The organism is Thiohalocapsa sp. (assembly GCF_022340605.1).
Taxonomy (GTDB): domain Bacteria; phylum Pseudomonadota; class Gammaproteobacteria; order Chromatiales; family Chromatiaceae; genus Thiohalocapsa.
This window is the reverse complement of sequence record NZ_JAJDNQ010000146.1, coordinates 1-16,441: the sequence shown is the minus strand read 5'-3', so window position 1 is coordinate 16,441 and position 16,441 is coordinate 1. Positions and strand designations below refer to the sequence as shown.

At 68.2% G+C, this 16,441-nt stretch carries 14 protein-coding genes; 3 read left to right on the top strand and 11 right to left on the bottom strand.

The annotated features are described in order from the left end of the window. Together LJE69_RS18270 and LJE69_RS18265 are read right to left on the bottom strand one after the other, a co-directional pair. Positions 1-188, bottom strand: a 188-nt coding sequence (locus LJE69_RS18270; protein ID WP_296927476.1) for a hypothetical protein, incomplete at its 3' end; no start/stop codon positions are given. 1,135 nt (positions 189-1,323) lie between these two features. Then, positions 1,324-1,824 (bottom strand): isoprenylcysteine carboxylmethyltransferase family protein, encoded by a 501-nt coding sequence (locus tag LJE69_RS18265; RefSeq protein ID WP_296927475.1) that lies wholly within the window; start codon positions 1,822-1,824, stop codon positions 1,324-1,326. Positions 1,825-2,115: 291 nt separating this feature from the next. Between LJE69_RS18265 and LJE69_RS18260 the strand changes: the two genes are divergently transcribed. Next, positions 2,116-2,502 (top strand): DUF3253 domain-containing protein, encoded by a 387-nt coding sequence (locus tag LJE69_RS18260; protein ID WP_296927474.1) that lies wholly within the window; start codon positions 2,116-2,118, stop codon positions 2,500-2,502. A 161-nt stretch (positions 2,503-2,663) separates the two neighbouring features. On the opposite strand, the gene LJE69_RS18255 is transcribed toward LJE69_RS18260, so the two are convergent. The 4 genes from LJE69_RS18255 to LJE69_RS18240 form a co-directional block, all read right to left on the bottom strand. Beyond that, entirely contained in the window at positions 2,664-3,623 is a 960-nt protein-coding gene (locus LJE69_RS18255) for an HlyD family secretion protein (RefSeq protein ID WP_296927473.1), read from the bottom strand. Between the two features lie 10 nt (positions 3,624-3,633). Next, positions 3,634-4,113 (bottom strand): DUF3302 domain-containing protein, encoded by a 480-nt coding sequence (locus LJE69_RS21040; protein WP_367114711.1) that lies wholly within the window; start codon positions 4,111-4,113, stop codon positions 3,634-3,636. Positions 4,114-4,475: 362 nt separating this feature from the next. After that, the gene (locus tag LJE69_RS18245) at positions 4,476-5,738 is read right to left on the bottom strand and encodes a glycosyltransferase (RefSeq protein WP_296927472.1); all 1,263 of its coding nucleotides are present in this window, start codon (positions 5,736-5,738) and stop codon (positions 4,476-4,478) included. Continuing rightward, positions 5,720-7,378, bottom strand: a complete 1,659-nt coding sequence (locus tag LJE69_RS18240) for a trehalase family glycosidase (protein WP_296927471.1) — start codon at positions 7,376-7,378, stop codon at positions 5,720-5,722. The genes LJE69_RS18245 and LJE69_RS18240 overlap by 19 nt, the downstream gene beginning before the upstream one ends. A 128-nt stretch (positions 7,379-7,506) precedes the next feature. Here LJE69_RS18240 and LJE69_RS18235 point away from each other — a divergent pair, with 128 nt between their 5' ends. Beyond that, the gene (locus LJE69_RS18235) at positions 7,507-8,190 is read left to right on the top strand and encodes a hypothetical protein (protein ID WP_296927470.1); all 684 of its coding nucleotides are present in this window, start codon (positions 7,507-7,509) and stop codon (positions 8,188-8,190) included. Positions 8,191-8,781: 591 nt separating this feature from the next. Here the strand turns inward: LJE69_RS18235 and LJE69_RS18230 are convergent. The 5 genes from LJE69_RS18230 to LJE69_RS18210 form a co-directional block, all read right to left on the bottom strand. Then, complete coding sequence (locus tag LJE69_RS18230; RefSeq protein WP_296927469.1) at positions 8,782-9,945, bottom strand: ABC transporter ATP-binding protein; 1,164 nt, start codon at positions 9,943-9,945, stop codon at positions 8,782-8,784. A 600-nt stretch (positions 9,946-10,545) separates the two neighbouring features. Next, entirely contained in the window at positions 10,546-11,382 is an 837-nt protein-coding gene (locus LJE69_RS18225) for a carbohydrate ABC transporter permease (protein ID WP_296927468.1), read from the bottom strand. Continuing rightward, positions 11,379-12,257: a carbohydrate ABC transporter permease gene (locus LJE69_RS18220; protein WP_296927466.1), complete on the bottom strand. Its 879-nt coding sequence runs from the start codon at positions 12,255-12,257 to the stop codon at positions 11,379-11,381. Before LJE69_RS18220 ends, LJE69_RS18225 begins: the two co-directional genes overlap by 4 nt. After that, entirely contained in the window at positions 12,254-13,486 is a 1,233-nt protein-coding gene (locus LJE69_RS18215) for an ABC transporter substrate-binding protein (RefSeq protein ID WP_296927465.1), read from the bottom strand. The genes LJE69_RS18220 and LJE69_RS18215 overlap by 4 nt, the downstream gene beginning before the upstream one ends. Before the next feature lie 928 nt (positions 13,487-14,414). Beyond that, positions 14,415-14,783, bottom strand: coding sequence for an STAS/SEC14 domain-containing protein (locus LJE69_RS18210; RefSeq protein WP_296927464.1), 369 nt, complete (start codon positions 14,781-14,783; stop codon positions 14,415-14,417). Between the two features lie 452 nt (positions 14,784-15,235). On the opposite strand from LJE69_RS18210, the gene LJE69_RS18205 reads away from it, so the two are divergent. Next, the coding region (locus LJE69_RS18205; RefSeq protein ID WP_296927463.1) for a glucose-1-phosphate adenylyltransferase at positions 15,236-16,441 on the top strand (1,206 nt) is incomplete at its 3' end.

Here is a 16,441-nt window from a genome sequence, read left to right as displayed (position 1 = left end):
ATGGTGAGATACAGGCTCGAATCGCCTTCCTTGGGATCGCCCTTGTCGCCTTGGTAGGGATCTTGGGTATAGTCGTGGCCGGCAGTGATAACATCCATCTGCCCACCGGTCAGCGCCTGCTCGGCCTGGGCGCCAATGGCGAAGGCGAACAGCATAGATGTGCCGAGCACGGGGATGATACGCTTCATGTCGTAACTCCTCATCGGGGTTTGCGAGTTTCGTACAACTTATGCCTGCGGGAGTGCAGGCGCTCTTGCCCCCCAGGACCGCTCGGTCCCAAGATGACAATTTCTCGCGTCCAGTACGGCTGTTTCCGAGTTGTCGTGTTGCGTCGCCACTTTGTTTGAGAGAAGCCGTAGGGTCATGTCAGCTCGATTCACGTTGATCGGGTGAACCGAGCCAGTGGTTGGGCGATCGCTTGTAATATTCTCGGATTTGCTTATGTCCCCGGTCCGTGCATCCTTGTGCGATGTTGTCATGATGCAGGATGCGCTGCATTTGACTTGTATTTCGCCTGGCGGCGGTGCGATGTCTTGTGCATCTGCGGAAGTAATTCTCTACGAAGGCGGGCACTGAATATATAGGGCAAAGTTTCCAGCATGTGCTGAAGTGATTACTAGGAGCGCCATCCGGGCTATTAATGAGTGTGTACGGTCAGCTTCTCTCATTACCGGATAGGGGGAAGCATAATCAGTCTGCGGCTTATTGTGATCGTGATATCAGTATTTCGACTGATAGATTGCGCGGGGCGATTCAGGTTCGGCCAACTGAATTAGTCTGAGACTATGCCCGCCTGGCGCTGCCGCGGCACGGGATGTCGGAAAACGCGTACTGGCACGTGCACGTGCCGCTCAGCGGCAATGCACGCGAGGAGTGACCGAACGGAAAGAGAAGGGCCGCCAATCCGTTGCTTCGGCCCGTTGCGGGAGACGGATGACCGCTTGTCGGGCCATCGCCATTCACCGACTCGATGCGCGGGCGCGCAGTTGGGTTGACGGTAGTCCCGGGGATATCTTTGCTAATGTCAGGGATTCGACCAGCCGGCAGCGTCTCAACCGTATCGACGATCTGTGCCGTCGGGCTGATGGCCGGCGATGTGACCCTAGCGCGGCATCAATGACAGGGGAATGGATGCAGTCGCAATGGTTGACCTTTTCGCAATCCAGCTGATGAATAAGGTGGTGCTTTCCAAGCGCTGAGGCGCGGGATAATTCCCGGATGCCGGGCGACGCAGTTGCGCCGGCCGAACAATGACACACGTCAATCGAGCGGGTCAGGCGTGTGTTCCCCCGCGCCCTCCCGAGGACGCGGCGTTTGTTGGCGCTAGTACACCCAGGGAATGAATCGTTTCGCGCGGCGGGCGTAATCCGCGTACTCGGGATGTCGCTCCATCAGCCATCCTTCCTCTTTCGTGGCCTTGTAATCGAAGAACACGAAGGCGACGCAAAGCGCCATGAGGTGTGAGAGGCTCAAGTTGTAGACCGTCCAGGCGGCGCCGGCGAACAGCAGGCTCGCGTACAGCGGATGCCGCACGATGGCGTAGACGCCGTGTTGTACCAGTTCGTTGTGGTCCACCGGGTAGGGCAGCGGCGTCAGGTAGTCGCGGATGTGCACGGAGCCAAAGGCGCCGAAGACGAGCGCGACGAGGGCGAAGGGCACGGCGAGCCAGGTGCGCAGGGTGGCGCTCGCCGCCATCGTGTCCGCGCCGAGCCCCGGGTGCCAAACCGGCAGCAGCGCGAAGCCGATCATCAGCGCGAACTGGATCAGCACCAGGAACTCGCCGCGGCCGCCGAAGCCTGGCTTGTCGATCGTCTTCTTGTCCATGCTCACCTCGGTTTGGCGGTGCAAATGACCCGCGGATATTGGGGTTGGTGGAAATCCCGCAAGGGGTGGACCGAGTTTCGCAGCGCAGAGTGCCGTGGGAGCGGCGTCCCCGCCGCGACTGGGCGTGCAAGCATGCAGAGGTAGAGGTGCAGCGCGGGCGGCGGACCTCGCTTTGCGTTGACTCTACCCCTGCGCTTCGATGCCCCTCGGCCCTTCTTCCTTGTTGCCTCCCCGCAGAAGCCCCGCACTTACAGAGCTAGACCAGTCGAAATGCAAGCAAGGGACAGGCCAATGATACACATAGAACGCGTCTGCGCCGTCTGCGGCCGCAGCATCGCCTGGCACCGCAAATGGACGCGAGACGCGGAAAGCGTCAACTACTGTTCCGATGCCTGCCGCAAGCGCGGGCTCAGCGCACGTGATCGGCACATCGAGCAGATCATCCTGGATCTGCTGGAGCAGCGCGCCGCGGAGGCCAGCATCTGCCCCAGCGAGGTTGCGCGCAGGCTGGCCGCCGATGGCGACTGGCGGGTGCTGATGGAGCCGGTGCGCATGGCCGCCCGCCGACTTCAGCGCGCCGGGCGCATCGACATTACTCAACAGGGCCGGCCGGTCGACCCGGACACGGCCAAGGGTCCGGTTCGCCTGCGGCTGCGGCAGGTGGGCGTGTTGGCTTAGGCGATAGCCGGAAACAACCATACCGAGTGGCGCAGGATTCTCGTTCGGCTTCGCGAAGCGGCAGCGTGCGCGTAGTCGTTCTATGTGCGCGTTGCCGCGACAAAGAAGGCGGGCGAGAAGACAAGCCAGGCGGTCTGTTTGTTGACAGCAATCGCCTTAGCTCAGTGCAACGGAAACACGAAGTTCATCCAGCTCGCCATGCGCAGCAGCACCTTGCGCATGATGCCGACGTGATGGAAGTGCTCGGTGTACACGGCCGCCTGGCCGTAGGCGCCACCGGGCAGCTCGGCGGCAAAGGGTGCAAAGTCCGGGTCCGTCACCTCGATCGAGACGGCGACGCGGCCGGGTTGCCTTACGTTGCCGTAGGCGATGAAGTCCGCCGACGGTTTCACCTGCCCCTCGGCGATGACCGGGAATACCGTGTCCACCCTGGCCTGGAAGATGCGCCCCGGGATGCCGTCGAAGATGACCTCCGCGGCGCTGCCGGGCGTGAGGCGTTCCAGGTATTCCTGCCGGAACCAGCCCACGAAGAGCGCGTCGTCCTTGTGCACGAAGGTCATCACCGGGCTTGGCGTAAAGGGCAGCGCCATCATGCCGGGGCGCAGTGCCAGTTGTGTCACCGTGCCGTCCGAGGGCGCCGTGACGGTGGTCTGCGCCAGGTCGAAGCGGGCGTCGGAGAGCTTGGCGCGCAGGTCGTCCACGTCGGCGCGGGTCTGGTCCACCATGCGCTCGGACCCCGATTGCTTTGCGTAGAGCTCCTCGGCGCGGGCGAGGTCCTTCTCGGCGGCCGCCAGGCGCGCCTGCAGGGACGCAACCTCGTCCTCAAAGGGCGCCGGGTCGATCTTGAACAGCAAGTCGCCCTGCTTGATGGGCGTGTTCTGCTTGACCGGCACCTCCACCACGCGCCCGCGCACCTCCGGGATGATGGGCGTGGTGACGTAGTACTTGCGGAAGCTCTCGGAGAACGGGTGGTTGTAGTTCATCAGCAGCAGCAGTGCGCCGATGAGCACCACGCCGCCCAGCACGGCCGTGGGCACCGTCCACTTGTTGAGCGGGATGCGGAAGATCTTGAACACGGCGATGCACAGCGCCGCGTAGGTCAGGATCAGCAACAAGTCCATCGCGTGCGCCTCAGTTGTGGTTGCCGGTGCGTTCCGCCGCGGGGCCTGCGCCCGCTCCTGCACCGGCGCCGGCAGTCCCGGATGCACTGAACGGATTGTCGTGGGCAGTCGTAGGCTTGGGCTTGGGTCCGGCCGCGCCGGCCGGTACCGACGCCGCCCCCGGCGCGGACTGCTCCAGGTGCGCCAGCCGGCGGTTCAGTGCCGCGAGGTCCTTGTGGATGCCGCTGAGGTCGTGCTCGGCCTGCTCCACCGTGCGCTGAAAGCCCCAGCCGCGGTCCTCGCGGTAGAGCGTCGCCCAGATCCACAAGAAGGGCCAGATGGCATGCAACGTGAACAGGCTGATCCAGCCCGCCACGTGAATGGCGTCCTGCTGCGGGTGGTTACGGTGCCTGGCGATCTCGTAGGGAATGTCGTGGATGGCGATGAGCCCATAGAACAGCGTGATGCCAACAAAGAACAGCATTGCGAGCGCGAAATAGTCGAGAAACATGCGGTGCGTCCCCGTGCCGATGACCGCTTCGCCGGCGGCCGGTGCCGCATGTTACCGGCAGGCGGCGGGCTGGCAAAGCAGGGCCCGTGGGCCGCTCCGGCGTCTGCGATCACCGGCCAGCTGCTTCAGGGGGATTGACGCCCGCCGGGCGGGTGGGGATGTTCGCAGCTGCCGACCGACGTCGGCGCCCCCCCAAGTGCAGCTCCGGGGATCTCGTGCTGCTGCACCAGTGCGTCGCTGCGGAAATTCCGAGACCGGGCTCCCTCGTGGTCGTGGTCGTGGTCGTGGTCGACTATCCGGACGGTTGAGATCACGACAACGACAACGACCTGAAGCGGTCTCGGGACTTGTGCACTGGTGCACTAGCCATCCACGGCCATCGGCTGGACGCGCGCGAGCGCGTCGGCATAGATGCCGAGCAGCAGCTCGAAGGTCCGCTCCCAGCCATAGCCGGTGGCCAGCACGTGCGCGCGTGCCGCCGTGCCCATGGCATCCCGCTGTGGCGCCACCTGCCGGATATTGGCGGCGAACGCCTCGGCGTCGCCCACCGGTCCGAGGCGACCGATGGCGGGCGCGATCCGCTCGCGCAGCGCACCGGCGTCCACGCCTACCACGGCCAGGCCGGATGCCTGCGCCTCCACCACGGCGAGGCCGAAGGTCTCGTGCGGCCCGGCGGTGACGTAGATGTCGGAGGATGCGAGCGCGGTGGCGTAGGCGGCGCGATCGCGCTCGTAGCCGCGCACGTGCAGCCGCGGGATCTGCTCGGCGCGGCGGTCGAGCTGCGTGTGCAGCGGCCCTTCGCCCAACAGCATCAGGTGGCAGAGGCTGCGTCGGCCCGGGTGGGTGCACTCCTCGCTGAGCATCAGGCGGGTGAAGGCGTCCACCAGCATCATCACGTCCTTCTCGGTGTCCAGCCGCCCGCAGTAGATGAGCAGCAGGTCCTCGTCGCCGATGCCGTGCTGGCGTCGCCATTCGTTGCTGCGGCGCTGCGGCGAGAACAGGCTCAGGTCCACGCCGAGCGGCACGATGCGCGTGCCCTCTACGCCGTATTCGCGGATGCGCGCCGCCTGCGTCTCGGTGGCGGCGAAGGTCAGGTCGCAGCGGCGGAAGATCTGGCCGAAGGTGGCCTCGGCGCCGCTCTCGATGGCGTCCGTCAGCTTGTGCCCCCAGCCGGCGAGGGTGTCGCTGATCTCCTCGATGCCCTCGGCCAGGAAGTGCCGCAGCGGCGCGCCCACATAGGCCTCGGCGACGTCGGTGTGGAAGTACGCCGACACCAGGCAGGGCCGCGCCACCGCCCGGCAGTCGTCGCGGTAGCGGAAGGCCGCCCAGGGCGAGACAAAGAAGCTGCCCAGCTCCACGATATCCGGCGCGCTGCGCTTGAGCGCCTCGCGCACCTTGGCCGGCTGCCAGAAAAATCGATAGGGCCGGCAGCCGGGGATGACCGGGCTCTGGATCTCGATCTTGGTGAGCCGACCGTCGCGGGCGGCGCCGTCGCGCTCGCCGGGCACGATGAGCACGTGCTCGTGGTCGGTGTGCTCGGCGATATAGCGGCGCTTCTGGTCGATGTAGGTGCGGATACCGCCGCTGGTTTCGGTGTAAGCCAGGGTCAGGTCGCAGATGCGCATGGCGTTGTGCCCGTGTTGACTCCGTTGAGGACGGCATCGAGATCGATCCGCCGGCCGTTGGCGGCGCTGAATGAGGCGCTGCGGCCGCCGCGGGTGACGCTGCCTTCGAGGTGCTCCGCGTCGATTGCCGCGAGCGCGAGCCGCAGGCGCCGCCGGGGCAGCGTGAGCCTGAGCTGCAAGCCCGCCGCGGCCGCCGGCAGGCGCGGCTCGAGTGTCATGCACGCGGGATTCGGGCTCAGGCCCAGAACGACTTCAAGCAGCAGGTTGTTGGCGAGCCCGGTCCAGCCGACGAAGTCCGTCTGCGGCCTGGTGCCCAGCGTGAGCGCCTTCCAGCGGTTGCCCCGCTTACGGCGCAGGTGGCGGGTGTGGTGCGCATCCGGGTCGTAGAACTCGTAGATGCGCCGCTCCCGGTCGAACACGCGGTAGACGCCGGTGCAGAGCCGCCAGGCCAACTCGGCGGCGTGCCACGCGTAGCCATAGCGCAGCAGACCCTGGATGACCCCGTAGGCGGTGTTGAGCCACACCGGTCCGCGCCACATGTCGCGCTCGAAGTGCGGGTCGCCGCGGGCCACCGACGGCAACGGCATCAGGGTGCCGAAGCCGTCCGGGGCCATGATGCGCTCCACCAGCGCCCGCGCGCGCCCGGCATCCGGCACGCCGGCCCAGAGCGGCATCAGCGAGGCGATGGTGGCCACCCGCACCGGGCTGCCGGCGGCGTCGCGGTCGTAGTAGAGGCCGTCCGTGCGATCCCAAAGCCGCGTGTCGATGCGCCGGCGCAGCGCCGCTGCCGCGGCGCCGTAGCTCGCAGCGGCCTCGTCGTGGCCGATGCGCGCGGCGAGCGCGGCCAGGGCCTCCTGCTGCAGCACCACGTAGCTGCTGAAGTCCACCGCGGCGATGGCGGCGGTGTTGCGCAGCGCGCTCTCATCGGTGTTGCTGAAGCGCGGCGCGTTCTCCACGCCGGACTCGTAGGGGTGCGCCCAGGCGTACAGGCCGTCGTCGAGGCGCCGGTGCGCGTCCAGCCAGCGCTGATAGGCGCACAGCGGCTCGAAGTGGCGCGCCGCCAGCGCGCGTGCCTCGGCCCCCGGCAACTGCCGCGCGAGCCGCTCCAGCGACCAGGCGATGAGCGGTGGCTGGGTGTAGGGAGACGCGTGGAACTCCGTCACCACGTGCTGCAGACGGTCGCCGTCGCGCAGTTCCACCACCGCGCTCAGCACGTCGGCGGCGACGGCCGCGTCCCACCACGCCCAGACCTGCGCGATGAAGGCGGAGTCCCACAGATACACGCCGCGGAACGCCGGGCCGGGGATGGCGTGGCGGCCCGAGGAGAGCAGGTCGGCCCGTTGCAGGTTGGCGAACAAGAGCGCGTAGACCTCGGCGAAGCCGTCGCCGAGTGGCCGCGCATCCGGGTGGCCGGTGGCATCCAGGCGTGGTGGCGGTAGCCTGATGCCCTTGCCGTGCAGCATGCCGGCGGGCAGCTCGATGGGCAGGGCGCCGACGCGGCCGGCCGCGATGCGCGACCACACCAGCAGGTGCCAGACGTAACTCATGCCGCGGTACCAGCGCCCCGCCACCTGCGGCTTGCGCAGCAGGCCGGCGGCGGTGCGCGCCCGGCCGAGCAGATGCCGCAATCGTGCCAGCATGCCTGCGCGCACTTCGCTATCCTGCACGGTCCGTCGCGCGGCCGCCGGTGCTCATCGCGCCGCCGCCATCCGCGGGCACGCTAAACACAAGCTTGTTTCGCCGGGTTGCCGGCACGAGTGGATGCACCATGCAACAATCGTCCACGAGAGGGGCACCTCGTGCCCATCGTCCGCCGACGCCAGCGCCCTACCTGATGGCGCTGCTGGCCTGCGCCGCCGCCACGGCCTCCAGCATCGCCCTCGCCGGCCCGCAGGCCGGGCTGCCGGTAGAGCACCTGGAGGCATGGCTGCGCAGCATCCCGGCCTGGGCCTTCGTGCTGGCTTTTGTGCTGTTGCCGGCATTTGGTTTCCCGATCTCGCTGTTCTATCTGACCGTCGGCGCCGTGTTCCCGACACCGGCGCTGTCCCTTGCCGTGGCCTGGGGCTGCATGTCCCTGAACACGGCCCTCGCCTACTGGGTGGCGCGGGTACTGGCGCATCCGGTGGAGCGGCTGTTGCGCAGGCGCGGCTACCCGTTGCCGCACCTGCCGGACGGTGCGCAGTGGCGCGCCATCGTGCTGCTGCGGGCCTCACCCCTGCCGGTGCTGATGCAGAGCTGGCTCTTGGCCCTGGGCGGTGCCCGCTTCCTGCCCTACATGGTCTTCGGCTTGCCCGTCGAGGTCCTGGTGGCGGCCGGGCTGGTGCTGCTGGGCGAGTCTCTGTTTCAGGCAAACTTGGGCTGGGTCGGCGTTGGGGTTGCCGTGGTGGTGCTGGGACAGATGGTCCTCGTCGGGCTGCGCAGACGCCTGCGTGGCGACACCAGCGTCATCTGAGTCCCGGCCCGGGTCCGGCTGCCGAGCGGAGCCCTAAGCGTTGCAATCCGGATGCCGGCAGCCGGCGCCGGGATTATCGCCGATGCCGCGTTGCCAAGCGGTGGATTTGCCCCTCCCGCCGGTGGCCCTGCACCACCGCCAGCGTGGACCCATTGAGCATCGTCCAGCGGCGCCAACCTGCCAACGGTCCGGCCGCCCGACGGCATCGCGCGGGTGCCGGATGCGCAAGGTCCCTGCAGAGGGCCGGATCTGGAACCGTGAGGCTCGCAACTCGTGAAGAAAGCCCGTGTCGGTCGGGCTGAGGGACGAAGCCCGACAAGGCGCTCCACGTAACCGCTTGATCGTCGGTCCTCCTGCGTCGGCCCGACCTACGCCAACTCGACGCTCACCACCCGGGTGCGGCCCGCGACGGCCCGATGGCATGTGGGAGCGGCACGCTTGGTGCCGCGATCGGCGCCCGTGGGACTGGCACTCCCGGTGCCGCGATGCGTTGGAATAGAAAGCGGTTCCGCCTCGCTGTGCCCTCAATGGACACAACGCGGGACGCACCCCGGAGAGTCTCCGACCACCGCTTCCAGGTTGCCGCGTCCTTCAGGCGGCGTGAGCGCCAAGCCGCTCGCCGGTGGTGGTGTCGAACAGCAGCAGCCCGGCCGGGTCGAGGGTGAGGGCCATGTCCTCGCCCTCGCGTGCCGGGGTGTTGGCGCCGACGCGGGCAATGAGGCGCAGCCGATCGCCATGCTCTGCGCCGAGATCCAGCTCGCGCTGGAGCGCGCCGAGCCCCCCGGAGCCCGGCGCCTCGACGTCGAAGTGCACATGCACGTCGGCACCGAGCCATTCCACCAGCTCGGGGCGGACGTGAAAGGTGACGCCGCCGCTGCCGGCCGGGCCATCTGCATCGCCGATGTGCTCCGGGCGGATGCCGGCGATGACTTCCCGGGTGCCTTGCGGCACCAAACCGCGCAGCGGCTCGGGCAGCGGCAGCTCCGCCATCGGCAGCATCAGCCGTTCGCCGTCGATGCGCGCCGGCAGCAGGTTCATGGCGGGCGAGCCGACGAAGCGGGCGACGAACAGGTTGGCGGGTCGCTGGTAGAGCTCCCGTGGGCTGCCCACCTGCTGGACTGCGCCGCCGCGCAGCACGGCGATGCGCTGGCCGAGGGTCATGGCCTCGGTCTGGTCGTGCGTGACGTAGATCGTGGTCGTGCGCAGCTGCCGTTGCAGGCGCGCCAGCTCGTTGCGCATCTGCCCCCGCAGCTTGGCGTCCAGGTTGGACAGCGGCTCGTCCAGCAGGAACACCGCCGGCTTGCGCACGATGGCACGGCCCATGGCCACGCGCTGGCGCTGGCCGCCGGACAGCGCCGCGGGCCGGCGCTCCAGCAGCCCGTCCAGCTCCAGCAGCGCGGCGACCTGCTCGACACGGGCGTCGATGTCCGGCGCGGGGAGCTTCGCGAGCCGGAGCGGAAAGGCCATGTTCTCGCGCACGGTCATGTGTGGATACAGCGCGTAGCTCTGGAACACCATGGCCATGTTCCGGTCCTTGGGATCGCGTTGAGTAACGTCCTGGCCGCCCACCCGGATCGCGCCGTCCGATGGCCGCTCCAGCCCGACGATCAGCTTGAGCAGCGTGGACTTGCCGCAGCCCGACGGCCCCACCAGCACGAACAGTTCGCCGTCGGCGATGGTCAGGCTCGTGGGCCGCAGCGCCTCGGTGCCGTCCGCGTAGCGTTTGGTGATGTTCTCAAGGGCGATTTCGGCCATTGTTTTCAAGGCGAAGTGCGAAGTGCGAAGTGCGAAGTGCGAAGTGCGAAGTGCGAAGTGCGAAGTGCGAAGTGCGAAGTGCGAAGTGCGAAGTGCGAAGTGCGAAGTGCGAAGTGCGAAGTGCGGACAAGCGCAGCGGCGTCCACCATTCGCGTCTTTCCCTTCGCGTCTTCGCGGCTTCGCGTGACACTCTTTCTTGCCGCTTCGCGTCTTCCTTCTTTTCCAGACTCATCAAGACTGCATGTCCCGTACGGCAATGCGCTTCACGGCAGCAGCCGCTCGTGGGAGCGGCACTCTCGGTGCCGCGACCGGCGGCGGCAGCTCTTGTGGGAGCGGCACTCTTGGTGCCGCGACCGGCGGCAACGCAGCACACCAAGCCCCGAGTCACTGCCAAGCGGCAGGCAGTCGCGCGGCCGTGATCGCGCCACACAAGGCAGTGGCGCTCCCACAGTGCCCGCGCGCCTGGAGTAGCCCCTATGGGAGGTCGGGTTAGCCATCGCGTAACCCGACCATCGCCTTCCCCTTCGCGTCTTCGCGGCTTCGCGTGACACGCCTCCCCGCCGCGTCTTCCCATGCCCCAAGCTGTGACAAGGCCGGCGCTCACCCCTTCACCGCCCCCGCCGTGAGCCCGGCGACGATGCGCCGCTGGAACAGCAGCACCACCAGGGTCACCGGCACCGTGACGACGACCGACGCGGCGGCGATGGAGCCGGTGGGCAGCTCGAAGCGCGAGCTGCCGGTAAAGAAGGCGATGGCCGCCGGCACCGTGCGCGCGGCGTTGGTGGAGGTGAGCGCCGCGGCGAACAGGAAATCATTCCACGCGAAGATGAACACCAGAATGGCCGCCGTGAACACCCCGGGCGCGGCCAGCGGCACGATGACGTAGCGGAATGCCTGTAACGGAGTCGCACCGTCCACGCGGGCGGCCTGGTCGAGGTCCCAGGGGATCTCGCGGAAGAACGCGGCCAGGGTCCAGATGGCCAGCGGCAGCGTGAAGGTCATGTAGGGCAGGATCAGTCCAAGCCACGTATCGTACAGGCCCAGCGTGCGCCACAGGTCGAACAGCGGGCCGATCACGGCCACCGGCGGGAACATGGCGATGGACAGCGCCGCCGCCAGCACCAGATTGCGCCCGCGGAAGCGCAGCCGCACGATGGCGTAGGCGGCGAAGGTGGCGAGCAGCACCGCGAGCAGGGTAGAGATGGCCGCGATGCCGATGGAGTTCCACAGCGCCGCCGGGAACTGGGCGTCGGCGAAGATGGCGCGGTAGTGCTCCAGGCTGAAGCGCTGCGGCACGAAGCGCTTGTCGTTCAGGTTCGCCGCCGGCTTCAGCGACAGCGCCACGATCCAGGCCACCGGCAGCAGCGCGTAGACGATGACTAAGAGGCTGCCGGCGCGCCAGAACAGCCCCTCCAGCAGGCCCCGTTCCCCGCTCATGACCTGTCCTCCGCAGCGAAGCTGGCGCCCAGACCGCGCACGAACAGCGCCGCAATGGCCAGCACACAGAGGAAGATCAGCACCGACACCGCCGAGCCGAGCCCCAGGTTCAGCCGCGTCACCAGCGTGTGATAGCCGACGACGGAGACGGTCTCCGTGCCCTGGGCGCCACGGGTCTGCACGAACACGGTGTCGAAGATGCGGAAGGCGTCCAGGGTGCGGAACAGCAGCGCCACCAGCACGGCGTTGCGCATCAGCGGCAGGGTGACGCGGAAGAACCGCTGCCAGGCGTTGGCGCCATCGACCCGCGCCGCGTCCAGCAGATCCTGCGGCACCAGGGTCAGGCCGGCGAGCAGCAGCAGCGCCATGAAGGGCGTCGTCTTCCAGACCTCGGTGAGGATGATCACCAGGAAGGCGGACCAGCGCTGAGTGAGCCAGGGCTGCTCGAGGCCCAGCCAGGGGTTGACGAAGCCCGTGACGGGGTCGAAGGCGAACTTCCAGGCGAGCGCCGCCACCACGGTGATGATGGCGTAGGGCACCAGCACGGACGCCCGCACGGTGCGGCGCAGGAACAGCGCCCGGCGCATCACCAGCGCCAGCAGCATGCCGAGCACCAGCTCGATGGCCACGGAGCCGACGGTGATGATGAGCGTGTTGCCGAGCGCCTGCCACCAGACGCCCGAGGTCAGCACGCTGGCGTAGTTGGCGAGGCCGGCGAACTCGCGCTGGTCCGGAAAGCGCAGGTCGTAGCGGAACAGCGACAGCCAGATGGCGTAGAGGATCGGGTAACCGGTCACCAGTAGCATGGCCAGCACGGCGGGGGTGCACAAGAGCCAGCCCAGGCGCTCCTCGGCCGGGTCGCGGGGGCGGCTCACAGCAGGCCCTCCGAGCGCAGCGCGCGGCCGATGGCGTCGCGCAGGCGCGGCACGTCCTGCGCCGGCTCGATGCCGGACAGCGGGTGCAGTGTGCGGCTGATGGCCAGCGAGACGTCGTTGTAGAGCGGTGTCTGCGGGCGCTGGACGGCGTCGCGCAGGGTGTCGCGGAGCAGATCGGCGAACGGGAAGGTCTGGCGCACTTGCGGTTCATCGTAGAGCGCGGCAATGGTCGGCGGCAGGCCGCCGCGCTCGGCGGCCAGGCGCTGGTTGTCGGCGCCGGCGATGCAGGCGGCGGCCGCGAGCGCCAGTATCGGGTGCTCGGAGAACGCGCCGACCCCGAGGTTGATGCCGCCGATGGTGACGCGGCTCGGGTGGTCGGCGTCCACCGCCGGCCAGCGCGCCCAGCCCATGTGCCGGGCGACCTCGGGGGCGTTGGCGCGGGCGCTGGGCCAGACGTAGGTGTAGTTGAGCATGAAGCTGGAATCGCCGGACTCGAAGGCGAGCCGCGTCTGGTCTTCGCGGGCGCCTTCCAGCGCCGGGTCCGAGGCGGGCGATGTGGCCAGGCGGTGCAGGATGCGCAGGGCCTCGCGCGTCGGGCCGTCCGGCAGCGCGGGTGCCTCGTCGTCGGCGCTGAGCACGCTGCCGCCGGCGGAGGCCAGCAGCGAGACGAAGAATACCGTCAGTCCCTCGTAACGCTCGCCCTGGGCCTGGATGGTGCCGTTGTCGCCCAGGGCCTCGGCCATGTCGATCATCTCGTCCCAGGTGCGTGGCGGGCGCGGCACCCGGTCGGTGCGGTACCAGAGCAGTTGGGCGTTGGTGGTGAAGGGCGCCGCCCATAGCCGCCCGTCATAACTGGCGCTCGCCAGCGACGCCGCGATGCGGCCTCCTCGTGCGGTCTGGGACTGCGCCTCGGGCCAGGGCAGTATCCAGCCCGCGGCCGCGAATTCCGGTGTCCAGATGACATCCATGCCGATGATGTCGATGTCGTCGTCGCCCGCCGCCAGCCGCCGCACCAGTTGCTCGCGCTGCTGGTCGGCGTCCGCCGGCAGCGGCTTCAGCGCCACTCGATAGGCGCCGTTCGAGGACTCGGCGCAGCGCCGGGCGGCCGCGGCGAAGGCGCCGGAGGGCTCGTCGAAGACGTACCAGTTGAGCACGGGTGCCCCCGGTGCCTGACCGTCACAGCCGACCAATGGCAAAACGGCGAGGGCTGCCGCGAGGGCCTTGATCATGAATCCGTCCCGTGGCGAGGCCCCGTGGGAGCGGCGTCCCCGCCGCGATTGGACGCCCGTCGCGCCGGGGACGGCGCTCCCACGTCGGCGGGCGAAGTCATGCTCGACGCTGCCGCGAGCATGCCGGCGGCCGGTCGCGGCCGGTCGCGGCCAGTCGCGGCAGGGGGCTGGATGAGGCTGGTCCGAACATAGGCTGGTAGGCATCGGCTGGCGGGTGTCGGCTGGTCTGGGGGCAGGTGCTGCTCAGGCTCGTTGGGACCTGGTGCACGGCCTTGGAATTGTCGATACCGTTCGCTGTCCGGCGCGAGCAAGTGCCTCCCTGGAGGGAGGCACTCCGGCCATCGCGACCCGTGGCCCGCGTGTCGGCCGGCGTGTCGCCCTCCAGGGCGACACCGATCAGCGCCACGGGCGGCCTCGATACTCCCGCATGACTGCACCCGCGCTGTGTCGAGCCCCGCTGTGGGCAAGCGCCTGGCATCGGCTGGAGTAGGAGGGCAGCCGCCGGGCGTAGATGGATGTGACCAGTAAGCCACAGAGCGCAGCGAGCAGCAGCCATTCTTTCAGCAGGAAGCCGACCCACTTGTGTTGTGCGGTCATTGCTTTTGCTGTCAGGTCCTCGGGGCTGCCGTCAAATCATAGGTCGGGTTAGCGATAGCGTAACCCGACTATCAACGCCTTACCGACGCCCAGCGTCGGGATACGCCGAGCTGATCCGCCCTCCCAGAACGGCTGCTGCAGGCGCGCCGGCGTGGGCGCGCCACTGCCTCTTGTGGCGCGACGACGGCTGGGGGGCGCCCACCGCGTGGCAGTGACTTGGAGCGTGGCATGTGCTGTCTTGCCGCCCGTCGCGGTACCAAGCGTGCCGCTCCCACAAGAGCTGCTGCACCGAATGCTTTCACGGTTTTTGGGGCGCCGAGTTGCGTCCGACTCAGGCCGCCTGCTCCAGCCAGGCGCGGGCAGCCGCCAATTCGGCGTGCTTGAATGGCTTGAACTCCGCCTTGAACAGCGGGTTGAGCATGTTGACGTAGGTCGCGATCCAGCCCTGGTCGGCGACGACGGCGGCGTGGGTGATGTCGCTCAGGTGCTCGAAGCCGAACTTGATGTCCGCCCAAAAGCGGTTCCACGGAATGGGCGGGGTGTCCAATTCGCCCACCAGTTCCAACACACGGATATGGCCGTGCTGCCCGATGGCCTCCTTGAGCGCGGCGAGGGCGTCGTCGAACTCCTGCGCGGTGATGGAGTCCGTGATCTCCACCTCGACGATGTTCGAGTCCGGTGTCTGGCGAACGCTGATCATGAGATCTGTCTCCGATGGATGGTTGCGCGAGTTCTCCCGCCGCCCGCGGCCCATAGGCGCCGGTGGTAGGGTGCTCGCAGACCGGGCGCGTATTCGTGCTATGACTGCTTGCCCGCTCTCGTCTCCACGGGAGCTTGAGTGGCGTCTCGAATGCAGCAGAAAGCATGCCCGGCATCCAGTACAGCGATGCGGATGCGTTCAGTGTCGGCTGAAGGACGATAGCCGGGGCATCGATGCCGGTTGCAATGCACCGCGAGTGGTTGACAGGCACCGGCGGCGCCGCGCCGACGGCCGCCGACCATCGGCAGCGCCGCGGGGCCAGCCGGCGCCTCGGTCGGGTCTGGTCCTTGCCTGTCACTTGTATCGGGTGCCGCGCGGCGCAGGCGCCGGCGCCCCGCAGGCAGCCGCCGGCGGCCATTCGCCCCGGCGCACCCAACCGGGAGATCTCCATCATGCCAATGCAGAAAGGCATCCGTTGCGCCAGCCAGGTCATGGCCATGGTCATGGCCGGTGGCCAGGGCGCACGGTTGATGCCCCTTACCGAGAAGCGCTCGAAGCCCGCCGTACCCTTCGGCTCCCGTTACCGGATCGTGGACTTCGTGCTCAGCAATCTGGTCAACTCCGGCATCTACACCATCTACATTCTGGTGCAGTACAAGGCCCAGTCGCTGATCGAGCACATCCGCAAGGCTTGGACCATCTCGCCCCTGTTTCCGGACCAGTTCGTCACCGTGGTGCCGCCGCAGATGCTGCGCGGCCCGGCCTGGTTCTCCGGCACCGCGGACGCCGTCCGGCAGAACATCGAGCTCATCGAGCACCAGCACCCCGAGCTCGTGTTGGTGCTCGGCGCGGACCACGTCTACCGGATGGATCTGAACCAGATGATCGCCTTTCACCAGGAGCGGGAGGCGGAGGTGACCGTCGCGGCGCTGCCGGTGCCCATCGAGCAGTCGTCCAGCTTCGGCGTGATCGCGGCGGACGCGGACGGGCGCATCCGCGGCTTCGAGGAGAAGCCAGCCCGCGGCGCGCCCATGCCGGGCGACCCGACCCGCGTCTACGCCTCCACGGGCAACTATGTCTTCAACGCCGCCTGCCTGGTGCGGGCCTTGCGCAACGCCGAGCGCCACGGCGAGACCGACTTCGGCAAGCACGTGCTGCCACGCATGCTGGACGCGCACTGCGTCTATGCCTACAACTTCGCGGACAACGCCATCCCCGGCCTCAAGTCCTATGAAGAACAGGCCTACTGGCGCGACGTCGGCACCATCGACGCCTACTTCGAGGCACATCAGGACGTGCTCGGCGGCGCGCCGCGGCTGGACATGTTCAACCCGCAGTGGCCGGTGTTCTCCAGCAACTACCAGGGGCCGGTGGCCCGAGTCCTGCGCGGCGAGATCGACAACAGCCTGCTGGGCGCGGCCACCGTCATCGAGAACGCCCGGGTCAGAAACTCCATCGTCCGCCGCGAGGCGGTCATCGAGGAGGGCGCCGAGATCGATGACTGCATCATCATGGACTACGCCCGCATCGGCCGCGGCGCCAAGCTCAGGCGCGCCATCATCGACCGGCACAACTTCATCGAGCCCGGCACGCGCATCGGCTTCGACCCGGAGGCGGACCGCCGCGACTGGACTGTCACCCCGTCCGGCATCGTGGTG